Source organism: Martelella sp. FOR1707 (assembly GCF_053484265.1).
The window spans coordinates 137,345-158,547 of the sequence record NZ_JBAKFP010000002.1; the positions used below are offsets into that span (position 1 = coordinate 137,345).

General features: G+C 61.2%; 18 protein-coding genes. 4 read left to right on the forward strand and 14 right to left on the reverse strand.

Going from position 1 to position 21,203, the window contains the following annotated elements; genetic code table 11:
• Window positions 1–87 precede the first annotated feature (87 nt).
• Genes V6765_RS04525 through V6765_RS04535 form a run of 3 tightly spaced genes read left to right on the forward strand, consistent with a single transcriptional unit; the run spans window position 88 to window position 3,023 of the window.
• Complete coding sequence (locus tag V6765_RS04525; protein WP_448426841.1) at window positions 88–1,227, forward strand: tyramine oxidase subunit B; 1,140 nt, start codon at window positions 88–90, stop codon at window positions 1,225–1,227.
• A 26-nt stretch (window positions 1,228–1,253) separates the two neighbouring features.
• Window positions 1,254–1,679, forward strand: a complete 426-nt coding sequence (locus V6765_RS04530) for a RidA family protein (RefSeq protein WP_448426843.1) — start codon at window positions 1,254–1,256, stop codon at window positions 1,677–1,679.
• A 45-nt stretch (window positions 1,680–1,724) separates the two neighbouring features.
• Window positions 1,725–3,023: an NAD(P)/FAD-dependent oxidoreductase gene (locus tag V6765_RS04535; protein ID WP_448426844.1), complete on the forward strand. Its 1,299-nt coding sequence runs from the start codon at window positions 1,725–1,727 to the stop codon at window positions 3,021–3,023.
• Between the two features lie 92 nt (window positions 3,024–3,115).
• On the opposite strand, the gene V6765_RS04540 is transcribed toward V6765_RS04535, so the two are convergent.
• The 13 genes from V6765_RS04540 to V6765_RS04600 all read right to left on the reverse strand — a co-directional run bounded on the left by V6765_RS04540 (window position 3,116) and on the right by V6765_RS04600 (window position 18,431).
• Complete coding sequence (locus V6765_RS04540; RefSeq protein WP_448426846.1) at window positions 3,116–4,438, reverse strand: TRAP transporter large permease; 1,323 nt, start codon at window positions 4,436–4,438, stop codon at window positions 3,116–3,118.
• A complete protein-coding gene (locus tag V6765_RS04545) occupies window positions 4,435–4,944 on the reverse strand; it encodes a TRAP transporter small permease (RefSeq protein ID WP_448426848.1) in 510 nt (169 codons plus the stop codon). The genes V6765_RS04540 and V6765_RS04545 overlap by 4 nt, the downstream gene beginning before the upstream one ends.
• Window positions 4,945–5,194: 250 nt before the next feature.
• Window positions 5,195–6,151 carry a TRAP transporter substrate-binding protein DctP gene (dctP, locus tag V6765_RS04550; protein WP_448426849.1) on the reverse strand — a complete coding sequence of 319 codons (957 nt, stop codon included), beginning with the start codon at window positions 6,149–6,151 and terminating at the stop codon, window positions 5,195–5,197.
• A gap of 573 nt (window positions 6,152–6,724) precedes the next feature.
• Window positions 6,725–7,498, reverse strand: a complete 774-nt coding sequence (locus V6765_RS04555) for a hypothetical protein (protein ID WP_448426851.1) — start codon at window positions 7,496–7,498, stop codon at window positions 6,725–6,727.
• An 87-nt stretch (window positions 7,499–7,585) separates the two neighbouring features.
• Window positions 7,586–8,521 (reverse strand): RDD family protein, encoded by a 936-nt coding sequence (locus V6765_RS04560; protein WP_448426853.1) that lies wholly within the window; start codon window positions 8,519–8,521, stop codon window positions 7,586–7,588.
• Window positions 8,518–9,555, reverse strand: a complete 1,038-nt coding sequence (locus V6765_RS04565) for a stage II sporulation protein M (protein WP_448426855.1) — start codon at window positions 9,553–9,555, stop codon at window positions 8,518–8,520. The genes V6765_RS04560 and V6765_RS04565 overlap by 4 nt, the downstream gene beginning before the upstream one ends.
• Window positions 9,552–10,865, reverse strand: coding sequence for a DUF58 domain-containing protein (locus V6765_RS04570; RefSeq protein ID WP_448426857.1), 1,314 nt, complete (start codon window positions 10,863–10,865; stop codon window positions 9,552–9,554). The genes V6765_RS04565 and V6765_RS04570 overlap by 4 nt, the downstream gene beginning before the upstream one ends.
• A complete protein-coding gene (locus V6765_RS04575; RefSeq protein ID WP_448426858.1) occupies window positions 10,865–11,821 on the reverse strand; it encodes an AAA family ATPase in 957 nt (318 codons plus the stop codon). The genes V6765_RS04570 and V6765_RS04575 overlap by 1 nt, the downstream gene beginning before the upstream one ends.
• Window positions 11,775–13,127, reverse strand: coding sequence for a hypothetical protein (locus V6765_RS04580; RefSeq protein WP_448426859.1), 1,353 nt, complete (start codon window positions 13,125–13,127; stop codon window positions 11,775–11,777). The genes V6765_RS04575 and V6765_RS04580 overlap by 47 nt, the downstream gene beginning before the upstream one ends.
• Window positions 13,124–13,801 carry a DUF4129 domain-containing protein gene (locus V6765_RS04585; RefSeq protein WP_448426860.1) on the reverse strand — a complete coding sequence of 226 codons (678 nt, stop codon included), beginning with the start codon at window positions 13,799–13,801 and terminating at the stop codon, window positions 13,124–13,126. Before V6765_RS04585 ends, V6765_RS04580 begins: the two co-directional genes overlap by 4 nt.
• 128 nt (window positions 13,802–13,929) lie before the next feature.
• Window positions 13,930–15,711, reverse strand: a complete 1,782-nt coding sequence (locus V6765_RS04590; RefSeq protein WP_448426861.1) for an SLC13 family permease — start codon at window positions 15,709–15,711, stop codon at window positions 13,930–13,932.
• A gap of 344 nt (window positions 15,712–16,055) precedes the next feature.
• Window positions 16,056–17,495 carry a hypothetical protein gene (locus tag V6765_RS04595; RefSeq protein WP_448426863.1) on the reverse strand — a complete coding sequence of 480 codons (1,440 nt, stop codon included), beginning with the start codon at window positions 17,493–17,495 and terminating at the stop codon, window positions 16,056–16,058.
• Between the two features lie 546 nt (window positions 17,496–18,041).
• On the reverse strand, window positions 18,042–18,431 hold the full coding sequence (locus V6765_RS04600) for a DUF983 domain-containing protein (RefSeq protein WP_448426864.1): 390 nt from the start codon (window positions 18,429–18,431) through the stop codon (window positions 18,042–18,044).
• A gap of 312 nt (window positions 18,432–18,743) precedes the next feature.
• Here V6765_RS04600 and V6765_RS04605 point away from each other — a divergent pair, with 312 nt between their 5' ends.
• Entirely contained in the window at window positions 18,744–20,120 is a 1,377-nt protein-coding gene (locus V6765_RS04605; protein ID WP_448426865.1) for an aminotransferase-like domain-containing protein, read from the forward strand.
• 78 nt (window positions 20,121–20,198) lie between these two features.
• Here the strand turns inward: V6765_RS04605 and V6765_RS04610 are convergent, their stop codons facing one another.
• The gene (locus V6765_RS04610; RefSeq protein ID WP_448426867.1) at window positions 20,199–21,188 is read right to left on the reverse strand and encodes a membrane dipeptidase; all 990 of its coding nucleotides are present in this window, start codon (window positions 21,186–21,188) and stop codon (window positions 20,199–20,201) included.
• Window positions 21,189–21,203 lie beyond the last annotated feature (15 nt).

Consider the following 21,203-nt stretch of genomic DNA (forward strand, 5'->3'; position numbering starts at 1 on the left):
TTCGGCTGGAGCGCCATGCCGCTCGTTCAGTGGCTCGCAACAGACGGCCGCGGTTGGCGAACCGCAGGTGACAACGAGGATGACAGAATGACCACTTCCACCAAGATCGATTTCATCTATCTGTCCGAGCCGGACATGGTGCGCGCCGGCGTAACCGACATGCCCGCCTGTGTCGATGCCATGGAAGAGATGTTCGGGCTGCTTGCCAGCGGCGACTACCGCATGGCCGGCGCCAACAACAGCTCACACGGCTCGCTGATCCTGTTTCCGGAAAATTCGCCGTTTCCAAACATGCCGAAGCCCACGGCGGATCGTCGCTTCATGGCGATGCCGGCCTATCTTGGCGGCCAGTTCGGCACGACCGGCGTGAAATGGTACGGTTCCAACATCGCGAACCGGGAGAGGGGCCTGCCGCGTTCGATCCTGATGTTCATCCTGAATGACACCGATACAGGCGCGCCGCTCGCGCTGATGTCGGCCAATCTTCTCTCCGCCTATCGCACCGGCGCGGTGCCGGGCGTGGGCGCCAGACATCTTGCGAGAAAGGACTCCAGGGTTGCCGGTATCCTCGGTCCGGGCGTGATGGGCAAGACTTCGCTCAGCGCTTTCATCGCCGCCTGCCCCGGCATCGACACCGTCAAGGTGAAGGGACGTGGCAGAAAGAATCTCGACGCGTTCGCGGAATGGGTCAGAAGCACCTATCCGCAGGTCAAACATATCGAGGAAGTCGGAAGCGACGAGGAGCTGGTGCGCGGGTCCGATGTGGTGGCCTACTGCTCTTCCGGACCGACCGGCGATCCGTCCACCTATCCGCATGTGAAGCGTGAGTGGATCAGCCCCGGCACGTTCTTCGCCATGCCGGCTCTTGGAAATTTCGACCGGGGCGTCGAAGGTTCCGATGTGCGCAAGGTGCTGGAATTCACGCCGCTCTATGAGGCCTGGCACCACGAAACCCCGAAGCCGACGCATAATTATATTCCCGCGGTTGGGATGCGCTTCATGGACCTGGTCGACGAGGGCCGGTTACGCATGGATGACCTTGAGGATCTGAGCCGTATCGTCGCCGGCGAGGCGCCTGGCCGGCAAAACGACGACGAAATCATCATGATGTCGGTGGGCGGCATGCCGGTCGAGGACGTGGCATGGGGAACCATGCTCTATCGCAACGCGATCGAGAAGGGGATTGGCGTGAAGCTCAACCTCTGGGACGAACCGGTTCTTCGCTAGACTTCCCCATAAACTGGAGACCAAAAATGGTTGACGTGATCAAGGTAAAAACCGGCAACAAGTTCGAGGACTGGGCCAGCTATTCGCGCGTGGTCGCTGTGGACAATCTGATTTTCGTGTCCAACACCGCAGGCCGGAATCCAGAAACCAAGGAAATCCCGGAGGACATTACCGCGCAAGCCGAGCAGGTTCTGGCCAATATCGAACGCGCGCTTCGCGCAGTGGATTCCAGCCTCGAGGATGTGGTTTCATCGCGGGTCTATGTTCAGGATCCGGCCGACGGCGATGCCGTCGGCGAGGTTCTGGGCAAGGCGTTTCGCGGCATCGATCCGGCGACGACGATGGTGTGCCCGGCATTGGGTTCCAAGATCTACCGCGTGGAGATCGACGTGACGGCCTATCGCGGCGCGGGCAAGGCTGAGGCTAAGCTGATCAATCTGTCGGCGTCCTGACTCATTCACCCCTAAGGAACACGCACCGCGTTCAGGACCATTCTCATGGCGCCGCTTATCAGACCCGTACAGACCACATCCGACCTGCCGAAGCAGACCACTGTCGTCATTCTCGGCGGCGGGATCATCGGGCTGACGGCTGGTCTTACGCTTGCCGAGCGGGGCATTCCGGTCACCATTCTGGAAAAGGGGTGGATCGGCGCGGAGCAGTCATCCCGGAATCTCGGCTGGGTGCGGAAGCTGAACCGCCACCCCGAGGATGTGGCCCTCGCCGTGGCCTCCGACCTGCTCTGGACGCAGATGCCCCAGCGCACGGGCTTTGACGCGGGATACAGGCGCGCCGGCATCATGTATGCCGCGCGCATCGAAGCCGAAATGGAGCCTCACAGGAAATGGCTACAGGCCGTCTCTGACCTTGGGCTCGATTCCCGCCTCGTGACGCCGCGCGAAATCGACGATCTGCTGCCCGGCACGGCCGAGAAGTGGGTGGGCGGCATCTATACGCCTTCGGACGGTTATGCCGAGCCGACGCTGGCTTCGAGCGCCATTGCCGCTGCGGCGCAGCAGAAGGGCGCGGTCATCATCGAGAATTGCGCCGCGTTTTCGCTTTCCCTTGCGGGCGGCCGGGTGGCCGGCGTCCACACCGAGCGCGGCGAAATCAAATGCGATCAGGTGCTGCTCGCCGCCGGGCTGTGGTCGCGTCGCTTTCTGGGCAATATGGGCATCTCCTTGCCCACGCTTCCGATGGTTGCCTCCGTCATTCGCACGGCACCCATGGACGGGCCATCCGACATCGCGTTCGGGGCTTCGGATTTCTCGTTTCGAAAGCGGCTGGACGGCGGATACACCGTAACGCAGCGCGGTGCGCTCTGCCATCCGTTGACGATTGACAACCTGTTGATCGGCCTGAAATATCTGCCGACCCTCCGGGAGAACTGGAAGTATTTGCGTTTGTCGCTGGGACGCGAGTTCCTTGGCGATCTCGGCCTGCCGAGACGTTGGAATGATACCGGTCCTTCGCCATTCGAGCGGGTGCGCACCAAGGACCCCTTGGTCGACCCGGGCCTGATCGCCGAAGCCATCGCAAATACGGTCAAGGCATTCCCGGTTTTCGAGAAAGCCGAGATCAGGGAGGCCTGGGCTGGAATGATCGACGTCACGCCGGATTCGCTGCCGGTTATTTCAGGCCTTGATCGGGTTCCCGGTCTGACCTTGGCCACCGGATTTTCGGGACATGGGTTCGGCACGTCGCCCGCCGCAGGCCAACTGGCTGCCGATCTGGTGTCGAACGCAGCGCCGATCGTCGACCCGGCGCCCTACCGCTTCAGCAGGCTTTCGAAATAGAAACCTCTTCATGACAAGCAAAAAGGGCGCGACCAGCATGGTGTATGCTGGTTGCGCCCCATATTCTTCATCCTGGATGCCTTCGGCCTTTCCTAATTCAGCATGCTGGGAAGCCAGGATGTCAACTGCGGGAAGACGATCATGAGCGCCAGAATGACGAATTCGAGCAGGATGAATGGCGCGACCGCGGCATAGATGGTCGTGACCTTCAGCTGCTTTCCGACGACGCCCTGCATCACGAACAGCAGCAGGCCGAATGGCGGCGTGATCAGGCTGATCTCGAGCACGATCAGCACCAGCACGCCGAACCAGAGCTGGTCGATCCCGAGGCCGGCTACGATCGGCATGAAGATCGGCAGGGTCAGCATCATCATCGACAGCTGATCCATGAAACAGCCGAGGAACACCAGCACGGCGAGCATGCCGAGTACCAGAAGAATCGGTGTCAGGCCGGAGGATGTCACCATTTCGGCAAGGCTCTGGGTCGCACCGCTGAAGGCGAGGATCTGCGAAAAGGTGCCCGAAGTACAGATAATGATCAGCAGCATGCCGCTGAACTTCGTGGTTTCGACCAGCGATTTGCGCAGGTTTTCGATCGACAGCGCCCGGTAGCCCGCTGCCGCGACAATGGTCGCAAGCACGCCGATCGCCGATGCCTCGGTCGGCGTGGCAACGCCGGTGAACATGCTGCCCACGACCGCCACGAAGATCAGCATGAGCGGCAGCACATGGGTTGCCACCGGCATCAGTCGCTGCTTCCAGGTCAGCGCCTTGACATCGAATACCGGGGCAATATCGGGTCGGATGATGCAGCTTACGATAATGAATCCCAGAAACAGGATAGCCATCAGGATGCCGGGAACGATCGCGGTGAGCAGCAGGTCGTTGATGGAGATCTGTGCCAGACTGCCCAAGAGCACGCCGAGGCTCGATGGCGGAATGAGCATGGCGATGCCGCCAACGGCAAGGACCGGGCCTACCGCCATGACCGGGTGATAGCCGCGATCGTGCATTTGCGGATAAAGCGTGCGCCCTACCACGGCGACATTGGCGATGGTCGATCCCGAAAGCGAGGAAAATACCGTGCCGCTCAGAACGGCAACGATGGAAAGACGCCCAGGCACGCGGGCGATCAGCCGGTCAATCGCATCGATCGATCGCGATGCCATTCCGGTTTGCAACATGATTTCGCCCATAAGGACGAACAGCGGCACTGGCGCGAGCGAATAGTTGGCGACGGCGGGGCCCATGTTTCTTACCAATTGGGTCAGCCCGATTTCCCCGCCGAGAAAGATGACGGCGCCAACAATGTTGACCACCAGAAAGGCAAACACGATCGGCAGGCCGATCAGCAGCATGGCCACCACGCCGCCAAACATCAGCAATAGTGCGAAAGTCCATTCCTGCATGATCATTGCGCCTTCTGCTGAGCGGAGTCGGAGGAGGGGAAGGCCGCCGAGACGATCCGGCCGAGAAACTCGATGCTTATCAGGGCCATCACCAGGGGCACTTGCCACTGAAGCAGCCAGTCCTGAATGATGAGATCGCGAAAGATCAGCTGGCCCGATGTGTAGGATTGCATGAAGAGCCGAACGCCGATCCAGAAGGTCACGCTGGTGGCGCCGAGGCCCAGCACCCAGGTCAGCAACGCGGTGGCCGAGCGCAATTTTTGCGGCAGAAGGTCAACGACCACGTTGACTGCGAGGTGACCGTTGTGGTGCAGCAGCCAGGGCGCGGCAAGCATCGCCATCATGAACAGCGCGTATTCCGACAGTTCCACGACGCCCGGGAAGAACGGCAGATGCAGCGTGCGCGTGATCGCTTCTCCGCCGATCAGGAGCACGAGCACCGCAAGCATCGCAATCGCGATGGCGGCGAGGAAATTTATGATGAGTAGATAAATCCTAACGAGAAATGTCATGTCAGGGTGTCCTGGGCTGGTGTCTGGCGCTTGGAAGGGCGTTGGAAGTTCAGCCTTGACGTCAATCGATCGGCTCCGGACGCTCTGTCTTCACACATGTGTCCCCGCATCGATGACAGAGCTGTGGCGCATGACGCCGGCAGGTCTGCCGGCCGGGGAACATGTGCACTCAAATGCAACCGGATTGCCGTTGGGATTGGCGCCAGAAAGGACCGGGGCGGTGCCCCGGTCAACTGGCTGAGCAAGGCAACTATTTCATCAGTGCCTTGCGGATGGCCGGGATGGTCTCCGGGCTCTGCTTTTCGAGGTCGGCCCAATACTGCTCCAATGCGAGATCGACATATTCGTGGCCGATATCGATGGTCTTGATGCCTGCGTTTTTCTGGAACTCGATTTCGTCCTGAAGCGCTTTCTCGGTCCACTCGACCATGTAGTCATCGAACCACGCCACCGAGTCGAAGAGCACCTTGCGCTGTTCCTCGTCGAGCTTTTCAAGGCTCTTCTCGTTCATGATCACGGTCACGTCGACGTTATAGAAACCCGGATCGATCCGGACCTTGGTCTCGGGGGCCCAGCCCATCTCGCCGATGCCGTTGAGCGGCCAACCATAGCCCTCAACCACGCCGCGTTCGAGCGCCGTGAAGACGTCAGGGGTCGGAATGTTGGTCCCCTCGACACCCAGTTGATCGTAAATCTGCTTGTAGATCGTCTGGCTGCGCAGCCGGCTGCCGCGGACGTCGTCCAGGCTGTTTGCGTCCTTGTTGAGGTAGACGTGGAAGGTGATGCCGCCGCCATAGGTGGTCAGGTAAACGACGCCCATCTTCTCTTCGGCCATGTCGCTTATCATTTGATAAGCGCCCGATTCGCGCAGTTCGGCCAGCGTGTGGTTGGTCAGCGATACGGCATCGGCTTCCACGAACATGCCCTTGTAGTAGGGCGGCGGAACCGCGGCCATATCGAGCACGCCGGAGATCACGGCGTTGGGCTGCTCGGCGCCGGGAATGGCTTCCGGCCCCAAAAGCCGAATCTGCAGAACGCCCTTGCCGACTTCGTTTACGTGATCGACGAAAATGCTCATGGGCACGCCGAAGGAGGCGTTGGGCGGAATGAAGACGCCGGCCTTGAGCGTAACTTCCTCGGCCGTGGCTGCTGAAAAGGACAAGGCCAGACCGACTGCGGACAAGCCGGCAAGCAATAAGCGACGCATATAAGTTCCCCTTTTTCCATTTTTGGCTCTCGATATGAGAACCGGAGTTTTGTAACCGCGATGTTTCCACGTCCGGCGAGCCGGCTGCAGCTACTTCAGCGCGTGGTCATGTGTACTGCACACTCCGTCCGGTCGTTCCCCGATCTTGACGCCGAGGTAGCGACCCTTTTTGCGCACCCTGTCCGGACGCGGCGGATATTATTATAGGTATAAAATAAATTGGAACTCAAGCGCTATTTCTAGCGGCGAGATTCAGATGGCGGCATGCTGATGATCCGGCCCCGTCAGCCTTGGCCTGCGTTTTCTGCAATGCGATGCTTTGCCTTTGAAAGACATCGTCCTTTCGTCATCGTTGTGACTGGAGCACTTCAGGTTTAAATTGAATCTGTTCGGTAAATCCGAAAGGGGGCATGCGTTTGCGCTTTTGTGGTTCTGTTCGGAAAACGCAACCCGGCCGCTAACAAGCTGCGATATGCATAAAAAAGGCCAGCGCGTTGGTGCTGGCCTTAAATTTACTGACAAACCTACCCTCAACTGGCAAAGCCCGACAGCTTTGACCAGTCGGGGACCGCTCTAGTCAAACACCTCGGCGAGGTCGGCGTAGCCGATGCCTTCCTTGATGTCGCGCAGGCGTGCATAGGTCACCGAAACCGCGATCGAAATCAGGGCTGTGGCGACGCCGTTGATGAGGCCGAGCACGATCGCGACGATGAGCGTCGGGATCGGCAGCAGGCCTGCCGCGAGCGCGACCAGGAAGGTGATCACGAAGATGATGATGTAGGCGACCACGATGAAGCCGATGATCGGCCAGCGGTATTCCTTCGTCAGCTGGCGGCTGCGCGCAAGGGCGCCGAAACCCATGCCCTCGATCATCACGACGGGGACGCAGACGGCCCAGACGCCGGCGAGCCAAAGCCCCGGAACGAGGAACAGTACAAAGGCAATGGCGACGCCGAAGGACGCAACAAGCGTGACCAAGATGAGGGCGGGCAGCCGGCGGATCACGGCCTTCAGATAGGCATCAAGCCGAACCGGACGGCCCGATTTGGTGTCGTAGGCGGCCAGAACCATCATACCGGTCATGATCGAATAGAGCAGCATCGGCAGTATCGCCGAAACGAGTATGATCATGAAGACAGATGGCGTTGCCTGACCCGGCGCGAACGGGTCGGCCTCCAGCCCGGTGCCCAGACCCGTGGCATAGGAGGCGAGCTCGACGAGAATTCCGGGGACGGCGGACAGGATGACAAAGGTCATGAAACGCTGGCGCAGCACGGAGAATGTTTCTCCGATCCGCTCGTTCACGCCAAAGGCGGGCTTGGCGGCCGTGGGGTCGGTGGATGTCATGTTTGGCTTGCTCCTTCAGATTCGTCGAAACCTGTCGCTGACTAACCGATGTGTCGAAAAAGTCCATAGTTTCAATGGCAGGTGCCCTTACTCAGTACCTGATTGGGCGCCTCCATAGTGCTTGTCGGCGCGCGCGTCGCCGAACAGTTTCTTCTGTTCGAGATAGCCCCGCTGGGCGGTGTAGAAGGCCTGCAGGAATGCTTCATCCTCATGCGGCGCAACGGTCTCTTCATAGCCGATCTTGCGGCGAATGCGCATGGCGGCATCGGAAAGCCGCGGACGGCTGATTTCGTTTCGCTCGCCGCGCAGCAGTTTTTCCAGAACCTGCAACTCATAGGCCCCGTAAAGGTCCATCTGCGCCGGCGTGAAGACGAAGCGCTCCGCCGATGGCGTTGCGGGGGCGCTGGCCAGGTCGGGCAGAAGCGCCGCAGCGGGCGTTGCAATCACGGCCGTGCCGGCGATCAGGTCGCCGATGCGCTGGCTTTGCGCGTTGAACGCGGGAAAGGCGATCACAACAATCAGCCACGCCAGCGCGATCAGGGGGATCAGAAGGTTATCGGGCGTTGCGCCGAACAATAGAAGGATCGGCGTGAAGATCTCGATTTCCTTGAGCAGATTGCGCACCACGATCTGATGCACCGACAATCCGCCGCCCTTAACGGAGACCGCGCGGATGCCAAGCATCCGCTTGCCCGGCGTGCGACCGTTGGCGAGCAGCTCGGCGAGGATATAATAGGGCGTCCCGATGAACAGGAAGATCAGCGAGGCGATTGCCGTTGCGGTCGCAAAATCCACCGACCCGATCAGCCCCACCGCCACCAGCAACAGCAGGCTGGCGCCTACCGTGATGATGATGTCGATGATTTGCGCGCCGGCGCGGGCGAACAGGCTGGCGATCCTGAGATCGAACGGCACGCCTTCGGGCGGGATGATCGTCAGCAGCCGCCCGCCCGCTTTCGCCTTCCCGCCGCTGCGTCTGGCGTTGGCGGCTCCGGGCTTTATCGTGGCTGTTTCGGCGCTCATGACGTCGCCTCCGTGGTAACAGGACGGATGTTGCCGGCCTGCCGCCCGGTGCCGAGCAGCCAGCAGAACCAGAGCGCGCCGATGCTCCAGCCGATCGCGATCCGCCACATCGGCGCGGTCACGAGCTGGCGGGCGAAGCCTTCCAGCAGCCCGGCGGCCACCAGCATCAGGGCGGCCAGCACAGCCAGCTTGACCGCATCATGCGCGGCATCGGAAAGCGCCGCCTTGCGCGTTTTCTCGCCGGGAAACAGAACCGCGCGTCCCAGCCGGAAACCGCCCGCCGTGGCGATGGCGATGGCCGAAAGCTCGGTGACGCCATGGATCGAAAGCCAGGCGAACAGGTCCAGTCCCAGGCCCTTGTCGGCATAGATCGCGCCGAGCGCACCGATGACGCTGCCATTGTAGAGCATCAGCAGCCCACTCGGCACGCAGGCCAGGATTCCAAGGACGAAGGAGAAAATGGCGACCCTTGTATTGTGCGAAAACAGATAGGTCGCGAAGGCTCCGAGCTGGTCGAGCGCGCCCGGTTCGCTGTCGTAGATCACCCGACGCAGCGCATCGGCGCTGGCCTGCGGTCCACGCCCTGCCGCCAGCCCTTCCGGGACGAAGGCATAAAACCAGGTCGGGTCCGTTCGCGTCAGCGCGAATGCGGCCACCCCGCCCAGAACCATAAGGACAAAGGCGATGACAAGCTCGATGCCCGAACGGCGAAAGGCCAGCGGCGCGCCCTGGCGAAAGAAGCGGGACACGATGCCGCGAATGCTGGCGCGCGGCGCGTAGACCACCAGATAGGCCCGTGCGCACAGGCTCTCCAGATAGGCGACAATCGCGCTGTCGAGCGAGATTTCACGCGCCACCGAAAGCGCGTTGACCGCCTGCCTGTACAGCGTCACCAGATCGCGTGCGTCCTCAAAGGCGAGGCTTTTCACGCCGCGCCGTTCCGCCTGGTCGAGAATGGTCTGCAGCCTGAGCCAGTCGCTTTCGCGTTCCAGGCGAAAACGGCTTGAACGGATGATTTCGCCGGATGTTTTCATATCAGCTCCCGGGAGCGGATGGAGAGGTAGGTCGAGATCAGCTCCGGTCTCAGCCCGCCCGGCGCGGTTTCGATGACGAACACACCAAGCTGGGAAAGACTGTTCAGCACCCGCCGGCGCTCGCGCTCGAGATCGGCGGCGGCCGCCACCTCGGAGACCATGGCGAGGCTGTTCACCGACTTGTGGTGATAGGCCGCAAGCAGCGGATCGCGCAGGCTGACGAACACCACCACGTGATGGCGGTTCAGCATCTGCACGTTTTCAATCAGCAGCTCCGCCGTCGTGGTATCGACGAAGTCGGAGAACACGACGACGAGGCTGCGCCGGGACAGGCGCTGGTGCAGATGGCTGAGCGCCAGCGTGTGGTTGGTCTCCACCAGCCGGTAGTCCAGCGCCGCCGTGTGCGAGCGCAGCTGGGCGAAGGCGCGCCGGCCCTCCATCGGCGGGACGAACAGGCGCGGCCGTGCGTCAAAGGCGAACAGTCCGACCCTGTCGCCGCTCTGGATGCCGGCCCAGGCCAGCGCCAGCGAGGCGTTGATCATGTGGTCGATCTTGGCGAGCCCGTCGATCGGCTCGCGCATCAGATGCCCGTTGTCGAGCGCCAGCACGATCGCGTGGTTGCGCTCGGCCTGCATCTGGCGCGCCACCAGCCCGCCATGGCGCGCGCTCCTTTTGTAGTCGATCATCCGGGTGTCCATCCCGGCCACGAATTCCCGGAGCTGATGAAACTCCGAGCCCTCGCCGTGAATGCTGGCGGCCTTCGCGCCGAACTCCGTCGTGGCGAGCTGCGTGTCGATCGCGCCCGAGGTGATCGCGCGGATGCTCGGAACCACGGCGATCTCGCGGTCGAGCGGATGGTTGGCGATAAGATCGAGAAGGCCGAGACGGCTTCTGCGCAGCGTCGAGACGGAGGCGATCCGCCATTTGCCCCGTTTCAACGCGCGTGCGGGAAGATCGGCGGCGGCGATATGCGCACCCGTGGGCATCAGCCTGAAGTCACCTGGCCCGGCCAGCCCCTCCGGCCAGCGCAACCGGCCGGCGGCCGGCGCCACAGCGCGGTGGCCCGCCTTGTCCTTCAGTCGCAGCGCAACAATCCCGTCCTCGCCCGCAAAGATCTCGGCGGGCGCGTCGATTTCCAGGGTGAAATGACGCGCGCCGGGGCTGACTGCCCAGTCGGCGATCACCGCCGCGCCGAGCAGCAGCCACGCGCCGGCCACGATTTCGACCGGAACCGCTGGCACGGCCAGAACCGCGACCGTCAGGATCGCCAGAGCGCAGGCCAGAGCGAGGAGAAGGACGGAGGGACGCATCAGCGGGGCGCTTCGGTTCTGTCGAGAATGCCCTCCAGCACTGCCCGCGGCGTGCGGCCCTCGATCTCGGCCGCCGGTCCCAGAACGATGCGATGGCGCATCACCGGAACGAACAGACCCTTGACGTCATCGGGCAGCGCATAGTCGCGACCGTCGAGCGCCGCGCGGGCGCGCACGGCGCCGCACAGGGCATCGGCGGCGCGCGTGGAAACGCCATAGGCGATATCGCCATCCTCGCGCGTTGCCCGCGCCAGCGCCAGAACATAGCGCAATATCGTCTCGTCCAGACGGATATCGTCGATCAGTGCCTGCCCGGCGCGGATTTCCTCGAGACTGGCAACAGGCGCAATCGCCGCCTGTCGCGCATGGGCGTCGAGCCCCTGATTGGCGTGGCGCTTGAGGATTTCGAACTCCGCCGCTTCCTCCGGATGATCGATGACCAGCTTGAACAGGAACCGGTCGAGTTGCGCTTCCGGCAGGGGATAGGTGCCCTGCTGCTCGATCGGGTTCTGGGTTGCGATCACGAAGAATACATCGCCGACGGAATGATCCACCCCGTCGATGGTCGCCTGACGTTCACTCATCACCTGCAGGAGGGCGGCCTGGGTTTTCGGCGGCGCGCGGTTGATCTCGTCGGTCAGCAGGATATCGGTGAAGATCGGCCCCTTGATGAGTTCGAAGCGGCGGGCATCGAAGTCGAAGATGTTCGAGCCCGTCACATCGCCCGGCATCAGATCCGGCGTGAACTGGATGCGCTTGAAATCGAGGGTCAGCGATGCGGCGAGGCTGCGCGCCAGCAGGGTCTTGGCCGTTCCGGGCGGCCCCTCCAGCAGGCAGTGGCCGCGTGCGAACAGCGAGATCAGCAGGAGCTCGACAATCGCCTCCTGCCCCTGAACCGCCTTTTCAATCTCACCGGTCAGCCGGTCGCGAAGGTCGCGCAGCGTATCCAAATGCATCGAGGGTCTCCTGAAATGCTTCTTCAAAGGGAATGAGCGCCGCAAGGCGCTGATGGGTGTCGGGGCCGTCTCCGGCGAGCTGGTCATAGGCCTCCGCCAGACGCTTGCCGGTTTCGGGAACGCGATGGTTGACGCGGCGGATGATCTCGGAGGCGACCGCGTCCGCGGCCATCGGCCGGCGCGCCGCGCCAAGCACGATGCCGTCAAGCGTCTCCATCCGCGCCCGGATATAGGCCGAAACGAGATCGCGCTCGCTGCCCGCAAGCCGCAACAGCCGCGCCGACGCCGTGATGGTGCGCGCCTTGGAGGCCATGTCGAGGGCATTGACTTCACCGACCGGCGCGCCGAACCGGCGGCTACCGCGCCAAAGCGCGAGCCCGGAGGCGATGACAAGGCCGATCCAGAACTGCGAGAACGGGTATTCGAAGAACCGGCCGAGATCGGCGAGCGAGCGCGTCCGCGGGTCCTGGCCGCTTGTGTCGGTGATATTGGCGTAAGTGGTGGTGTCGATATAGACCGGACGGCCCGCGGCAAGCGGGGCGATCATCGCCGTTGCGATATCCGCATTGTCGCCATTGGCAAGCCCGTGATTGTCCACCAGATCGGGGTCGGATAGCAGGTAGAAGCTGCTGCCATCGCCCCAGAGATCATCGCAGCGGGCAAGCAGCGTACCCCTGCCGGAAAGCGAAAGGATCGGCATGCAGGCATCGTCGACGATATCGCTGAGCACCCGCGGCGCATACAGCGCCGCCTCGCCCGCAAGCGTTTCGTCGGTCAGATCCTTGGTAACGGGCGCTTGCACGAAACCATCGCCGGCGGCCGCGACCGTGGGGCCGCGCCAGAGGCCGAAGATCGTCATCTGTCCCGGCGGAATAAGCACATCGGGATCGGCGGTTGCGCTGGTGATCATGTCGCTGCGCCATTTGGGCAGGATCACAAGCGTATCCGCGCTTGCGATCTTGGACCGGAATGCTTCGAGCGAGAGGTTGCGCAGCGTCGCGCGCGGGCTTCCTTGCTCGAGCTCCTCGGTTTCGCGGGGGCCGACCGTCAGATCGGTGTCGTAGAGCGGCAGGATCCGCAGGATCGGCGTCTTTTGCCCGACGATCTCCTCGGGCGCCGTCTTTTCAACCGCAATGCCCTGGTCCTGCAGCCAGATCGCGAGCCCGTCCGTGCCGATGGCGCTGCGCTCGATGCGGCTCGAAGAGGAGGAAAAATACATCAGCGCAAGCCCGGCAATCACAACCACGGCCAGAATCATGAGAGGAAAGGAATTGCCGGACGCGTTGTCCTGCGATCGCGCGCTCATGTTTTGGCCCTCCTGAGGAACGGGGCCGCGAGGTCGAGACAATGCTGATACTGCGCGGGATCGATGGCGTGGCCGCCGAAAACGACGCGCTCGACCTCCGAGGCCAGCGTCTCCAGCGCGTCGCGCTGGGCGAACCCGCCGGGCAGGCGCTGCATGATTTCCCGCGTGGTGAGACTGCGCTTGACCGAAATACTGTTTTCCTCAGCCGCGAGAACCAGAAAACGCTGAAGCACGGCGCGCAGGCCTTCGCGATGATCCGGTTCGCCGCGCAACCGCTCGATGAGATCATGATCGATCGCGGACTGCGTAGTTTGCGCGCGGCGCGGCGCGGCGGAAAACGCGCGTCGTCCGTTGGCGCCGGCAAGTTCCGCAAACACATTGCGGGAGCGGAAGGCAAGAACCGCCAAAGCCAGCACCAGTAACGCGATCAGCGCCCAGCCGGCCGACTTGCCGATGTCGAAATCGCCATTCTCCGGCCTGTCGGGAAGCTCCGGAACTTCCTTTTCGCCGGAACTGTAGCTTATGCCGGTCTGCAGGCCCTTGCCCTCGACCGCCTCGAGATAAGCCTCGCCCGAGGGCCCCCGGGGCGGATCGAGCGAGCGGTCGGACGCCTCCGTGCAACCGATGGCGAGACTTGCGACGACCAGCAAAAAAGCCGCATAAATGGCTGACACTATACGGCTTTCCGGCTTCATCGAATCTGTCCCCGAGAACGTTCGTCTGGCTTTAGCACGTGTGCGGGGCGGCTTCAAACGCCAGGCGGTCGTCGCCCAAAGAGCAAACTGCGACATGGCGCCGGGGCTTACATCGGGAAGAAAATGCCGATCGCGATGACGGATGTAATGCCGACGATGATGTTCATCGGAATCCCCATTTTCAGGAAGTCGCTGAAGCGGTAATTGCCGGCGCCATAGACGAGCGTGTTCGTCTGGTAACCGATCGGCGTCGCAAAACTTGCGCTGGCAGAGAACATAACCGCGACGACGAACGGACGGGGATCAAGACCGAGTTGGTTCGCAAGGGCTATGACGACGGGCGTATAGACCACAGCCACGGCATTGTTGGTAACGGTTTCCGTCAGGATGGAGCCCACGAAATAGACCGCCAGCAGCATCAGCATCGGCGACAGGTTTTGCAGCCACGGTTTCAGCATGCCCACGACAAGCTCCACGGCACCGCTGTTTTCCAGCCCGGCGCCGACGATCAGCATCGCGAAGATCAAAATAAGAATGGATCCGTCTATGGTCTTCCAGGCCTCGTCGCTGTCGATACAGCGCAGCGCGAGAATGACGGCAACGCCCAGCAGGGCAAGGATGCCGATCGGCAGAACATTGAAGGCGGCAAGCGTGACGATGCCGATCAGGGTCAGGACGGCAATCGGGGCCTGGCGACGCCGAAAGGCGCGCCCGCCTGGTTCCGTAACGGAAACAACGTCGCCGACCCTGGACAAATCATTGAAACCTTCGGACGTGCCTTCGAGAAGCAGTTTGTCCGCCGGCCGCAATTGAACATTCACCAGGTCGGGGCCGGCCACGTGGTTGGCGCGGGAGGCGCCAAGCACACGCATGCCGGCGCGCCGCCCGAGCGCAAGGCCCGCTATGCTGGTGCCCGAGCTTCTGCGCGATGGCGACACGATAACTTCGGCCACGCGTGTCTCGGCATCCGGGTCCAGCAGAACCGACCGGCTCAGCCCCACCTGCAATCCGTCCTGCTCTTCAAGGGTCAGGAGTTCGGATGTCGGCGCAATGACGATCACCGTGTCTGCCTGTTGAAGGACGTGTTCGGACAAGTCGCCGCGTTCGATCTCGCTCCCGCGCTTTATGCCTGTCACGCGAATGCCTGAACGCTGAAAATCGCTGGCTTCGGAGAGGGTTTTTCCGATGCCGGCATACTTGGACAGAATCGTGATCTCGGACAGAAACGGCGTCTCCTCATCAAGGACATTCTCATCGCTATCGCGTTGCGGGAGAAGGAACTTGCCGAGCACGAAGACAGAAACGCCGCCCACGATCGCGGAGATGATGCCGACGGGCGCGATCTCGAAGATCGAGAACGCTTCCAGACCGTTCTGTTGCGCAACGCCTGCCACCAGAAGATTGGTGGAGGTACCGATCAATGTACAGGTTCCTCCGAGAATGGCCGTGTAGGAAAGCGGGATCAGCAACCGGGTCGGCGCCATGCTCAGGCTCGCTGCAAGACGAACCACAACCGGAATGAGAACGAGAACAACCGGCGTGCTGTTCATGAAGGCGGAGGCAGCGGCGGCAATGAAGATAAAGATCACAATCGCAAGAACGGGGTGGGATTTGGCGCGCTCCACGATGAAATCGGCAAGCGCGTCCAGTACGCCGGTGCGCAACAGGGCCCCGGAGACCACGAACATCGCGCCGATCGTGATCGGGGCCGAGCTGGAAAACACGCCCATCACATCATCCGCCGGCACCAGTCCAAGGACAATGAACACTGCGGCGCCAATGACGGCCGTGACGTCCGGCGGGTACTTTTCGAGCGTGAAAGCGACAAACAAAAGCGCCAGAAGCACCAGTGCCACAATGGCTGGGGAAACGCCGATGAACTCGATCATAACTATCCGTTCTGCTGTCCAGCACATAAGAGAGTGCTGCTATCAATTCGGTCACGCCTGAGCCGGTTCAAGCCTCAATAGCAAGAAAACTGCTCGCGTGGGAACGGTGGCCGGAAAGGTTCCAATATGAACCGGCGGGGAGACGTGCAGATCGCTGCCTGGCATGTGTCTGCAATTTTTCTCGTGAACGTCTTTTCTGCGAATGCCGTCAGTCTTTTCGAAGTCCGCGATCGCGACCATTCTTTCTATGGACGGACGAAAAGGCGGAGCGCCGTGTAGGCCCTCCGCCACATCAATGTTTCCAGTTCAGGTTCGGCGGCTGCCTGAGCGGTTGCTGTTTCTCATCACGGAGGAAAGCCTTCGGGCGCGCTGGTGTAAGGCGTCATAGCCCCGGTATCGGGGTCCGCCGATACAACATTGAGCTGATCGTTAACCTGCAAGGTCTGGTTCTTGTAGTAGGCTGTGTTAAAGCTTGTCTGATTGGTCGAAAGCGAAAGGTCGACCAACTTGGCCCCGTCGCTGCTCCGCCAACCAAGGATTTTCCGTCCCGCATCTGCGCTGCCGGAGACGGAGTACATGCCGACGCTGCTGAGCACGACTGGCGTAGAATATGTCTGCCCGAAGACACGTACGAACGGGTCCGAAGGTGTACCGTTCCTCCCGTAGCTCGCGGTTAACGACAGAGTTGCTTTCTGCTTCGGCTGCGGATTGAGATCGAGTGTCCAATCGCCTTTCCCGTTAGTCGATACGGGCCCAAGCTGCGACGTCGTCCCGTCCGGCTGCGTAAGGGTGCCGCTGATAAAGGTGTTCAATTGGGCGGTGCCCCAGCACTGGTCGGACAGAAAGCCGTCGACGGAGGGCGGATATGGCCGGGTCGTGCTCGGCGGCGGGTTCGGGTTCCCTCCGGCGGGCAAGGCAGATGTCCATACGCCATTGTCGGAGGAGTTGCGCCATACCAGCTGGAGGCCGGTGTCGTCACCATACATTCCGGGGGAATCATACGTCTGCGTGCCGGGTACGGCCGTAGGCGCACTCCAGTCGTCGGCGTTATCGGGACATGTCGCGTAGTAGACGCTGTTGTTGCTGCGATTCCTCCATGCCAAAGCCAATCCACCGTTGTAGCTCGCCAAAGCAGGTCCGTTCTGGGTATCTGGGCCATTCACAGCCTTGGCCGGCGACCACTGGCTATTAGAGTATGAGCAATGAAAAATACTGTTTTGATAACCATCATACCACGCCAGTTGAAGAGCGTTGCCGCTTACCGCCAGAGCAGGGCTGCCGCTAATGTTGTATGTGTCCGAGACTTTTGTTGCTTGGCCCCAGATCCATGTGGAAGGGTCGTAAGTCATATAGTAGATTCGATTGTCTAAACCCGACCACGCGAGGTAGATCAGACCGTTGTACATGGCGAGAGCGGGGCCGTAGTTTGTGGTTGCCCAATTTGTACGTCCCACGGGTGACCAATCGGTGCCGCTATAATAGCAGTTGTAAAGAACATTGTCGGTGTTTCGCCAAACCAAGAAAACGCCGTTGTTTAGTGGGGCGATGGCCGGCGACGATGCTGCTGTTGATCGGTTTATTATTGTCGGGCTGCTCCAGCTGTCGGTAGAGGTTGCAGACTCGGTGCTGGACCTGACTGTATTGTCCGATGCTTCACGCCACGTGGCCCAGTTGGCTCCGTTTTTTTGTCGGGTGCACCGCGGCCCGGATGAGGTTGTATCCGAGCCGACTCGCGACGGATTGCTCCAGTTCGTCACCGCGTCATGTCTGATCTGCATTGCCATGTAGGTTCTCCTTCCCGCTTCGGCGTTGTCACAATGATTTCCAAGAAAGCTGACTGATGAATGTTGTCGGCACCTTTAATGCTCGTTAAAATTGCATATTTCGAGTAACAGATCAACTCAAATTTAGATCGGAGCGGGCGTCCGAAAGTGGGGAATTTCGAGAGGAAATCAGAATTGGCATCCATTCTGACTGCGGCGATGACTCTTTAATATGCTGATAATTTTACAAAATTTAAGTATTTGGGATTTTTCCGACATAAGGGCGCTCATGCTGTGCGAAAATGCGACAAGAAAAATTGATGGCTTGGGCTTGTGTTTCGGAAAACGCTGCGCTGCTGTGAAATGCATCTTTCGCGTGTAACTGCGCGATCCAGGTTTCGCTGGAGCGGCGTCCTTGCTATACGGCATCGGAGGTTAGGCGAGAAAAAGCGCTGGAGTTTTCTTTAATTCACTATGATATGTGAGAATACCTGGGCAAGCTGCCGATAGCTGAGCAATACAATCCACGCTTTTCGTTTGAGCTACCCATGCGGGACGGCAATCGACTCAGTCCTCTCGTCCAACCAGCTTGCCTTCTTCGGCCTTGTGATGAAACTGGCTTGCGACCAGCCATCCTTTCAGTGGTCTCAGCAACGGTACGCAGGACAGGAACACAAGTGGCACCGATACCAGGACGTGAAACCACATCGAGGGCTGAAAGGTGACCTCGGCCCATACGGCGAAGAACACCGAGGGCACGCAGCCGAAGCAGATCACGAAAAAGGCGGGGCCGTCGGCCGGTTCGGCAAAATCGTAGCTGAGCCCGCAAGCCTCGCAGCCGGGCGCAAGCTTGAGGAAGCCTGAAAAAAGCCTGCCCTTGCCGCACCGCGGACACCTGCCGCGGATTCCCACCCGCCAGGGCTCAAGTCTGGGCCACTCGTCATTGTCGTTGGTCATGCTGTTCTTCTTTGATTCTGTCACGGTCATCCATCCTGGCGCATCACCTGAGCTGCGCCGCCGTGATGCTGTCGTGGACTCAATCGAGCCATACATTCACTCATGGACGTAATATTTGTATGCGCTTAGTGCAACAGTTTTGGCGCCATACGCAATCAGGGAGACTTGTCATATAGGCCCCAAACCGTTTCGATAGGCCCGTATATCAAGCAATCTCTCGCAATGGATCGGCTCCGGCAGGGCGGTTGGTTTACAGACTTGCCCGTACATTGTATGGATATTTGTATGGCTTACGGAGTTTCTTGACGCGCGATGTGGACACCCCGACTGATAGACGGCGCCCGGACGAAATATCTCGGCATTGTCGACGCGCTAGAGGCTGATATTCGCTCAGGGCGGGTTGCGCTTGGTGATCGCCTGCCCGCGCAGCGCGCCATAGCGGAAACGCTCGGCGTCGATCTGACCACGGTGACGCGCGCCTTCAACGAGGCGCGCCGGCGGGGCCTTGTGTCGGCGCAGGCCGGTCGCGGCACTTTCATTTCAGAAATGCAGCGCGGCGCGCCGGCGGCGGACGTTAGTCCCCTGATCGATCTCAGCATGAACATTCCGCCGCAGCCGTCCGATGTCGACTTCTGTCGTCTGATCCCGGACATGCTGAGGCAGATAATGAGTAGCCCGACCGGCTTCCTGCATCTGCATTATCAGGAAAGCACCGGCGTGGAGCCGGACAGGGCTGCCGCGGCTCGCTGGCTCGGCGCACGGGCCGGCGGACTGACGCCCGATCGGATCATCGTCAGTGCCGGCGCCCAGGGCGCACTCTATGCCATCTGCGACCTGCTGCTCAAGCAGGGCGACGTCGTCGCAGCAGGCGCCATGACCTATCCCGGCCTTAAGGCGGTTGCGATTCAAAAGGGGGTTTCGATAGCGCCGCTGGCCATGGACGACAACGGCATCCTGCCCGACGCCTTCGAAAAGGCCTGCAGGGATCGCAAGGTCAGGCTGCTTTATGTCATTCCCAGCATCGACAATCCGACGACGGCAACGCTGCCGGAGGAACGCAGGCGATCGCTGGCAGAGATTGCGCGCCGCCACGACGTCGTTATTGTGGAGGACGACCCCTATGCTGCCCTGCTGCCTGCTCCGCCGCCGCCGATTTCTGCGTTCGCTCCGGATATCACATGGCACATCGCCACGCTTTCCAAATGCGCCACGCCGGCGCTGCGCGTCGCCTATGTCGCAGCGCCCTCCGATCATGCAGCGCGTCGTCTCGCGAGTGTCCTGCGCGCGACAATGCTGATGGCGCCGCCGCTGATGTCGGCGCTGGCAAGCCGCTGGATCGCAAGCGGCGTGCTGGACGAAATCACCCGATCGATCCGTGCGGAAAATATAGCGCGCCAGAAAATTGCCGCGGCAGTCCTCGCAAATCTGCCCATTGCCGCCGATCCGCACGGGCATCATCTCTGGCTTCGCCTGCCGAAGCGCTGGCGGGCATCGGATTTTGCCGAAAATGCCGACCGGGCAGGGGTTTCCATCGTGCCCGCCACAGCCTTCGCAACCGTTGCGCATCCCGTAGAGGCGGTGCGGATTTCGCTCGGCGTGGCGCCGGACCGGGACGTGCTGGAGGAGGGGCTCACCTTGCTTGCCGGTTTGGTTGACCAACCATCGCTCGGCACCAAAGCCATCGTCTGATTTTTTGCAGCGACGTTTCCCTGTTCCGGCTTGGCGCGGCCCCCGCTCCTCGCGGGAGCCCTTCTGAACCAAGTCGCGTCAGCCCCAGACCGTGCCGAAGAGCCGCATCCAGTTGCCGCCGAGGATTTTCTCGATGCGGGTTTGCGACCAGCCGCGGCGCTGCATTTCCGCGGTGAGGTTCGGGAATTCGTCGTTGCGGCGGATGCCTTCGGGCTTGGTGATCTTGGCCGAGCCGAACTCGGTCAGTGTGCGGCCGGTGCCCTTGTCCTTGTTGGCCCAGAGCAGCCACGGCCCCGGACGCGGCCGGTTATGGTTGAAATCGGTTCCGATCGCGACATGGTCTTCGCCGACAAGGTCCATCGTATACTCCATGGCGTCGATCACATCGGCCACCGTCGCGTCATTGCCTTTCGCAAGGCCGGGTGAAAACAGCGAGGTGCCGATGACGCCGCCCTTTTCGGCGCAGGCCTTGAAGACCTCGTCCGGCTTGTTGCGCGGCACGTCCTTGAGCCCGCGCGGCAGGCAGTGGGTAATGGCGACCGGTTTTTCGGAATAGGCGATGGTGTCGAGCGAGGTCTGGATGCCGACATGGGACAGGTCGATCAGAATGCCGCATCGTGCCATTTCGTCGACGGCCTCGCGGCCGAAGCCGGTCAGGCCACTGTCCTTTTCCTCCAGATAGCCGGCGCCGAAGAGGGTCTGGGTATTGTAGGTCAACTGCATGATGTTGACGCCGAGGTCCTTGAAAATGCCGAAATAATCCAGCCGGTCCTCGACCGGCGAGGTGTTCTGCCAGCCGAAGATGATGCCGACCTTGCCCGCCGCCTTGGCGCGGCGGATATCGTCCAGCGTCCTGACAGGCATGGCGATATCGGCGTTTTCGGCAAGCTTCTGCTTCCACATGATCACATATTCGATCCCGCCGCGGAAATTCTCCCACAGCACGGAGGACGCGCTAATGGCGGTCACGCCGCCGGCCTGGGCTTCCAGCAGGATTTCGCGATTGAAATCCGAACATTGCAGCGCGTCGATGACGATCGAGGAGGCGTGGATATAGGGTTCGTTCATGGCAGGTTTTCCTAA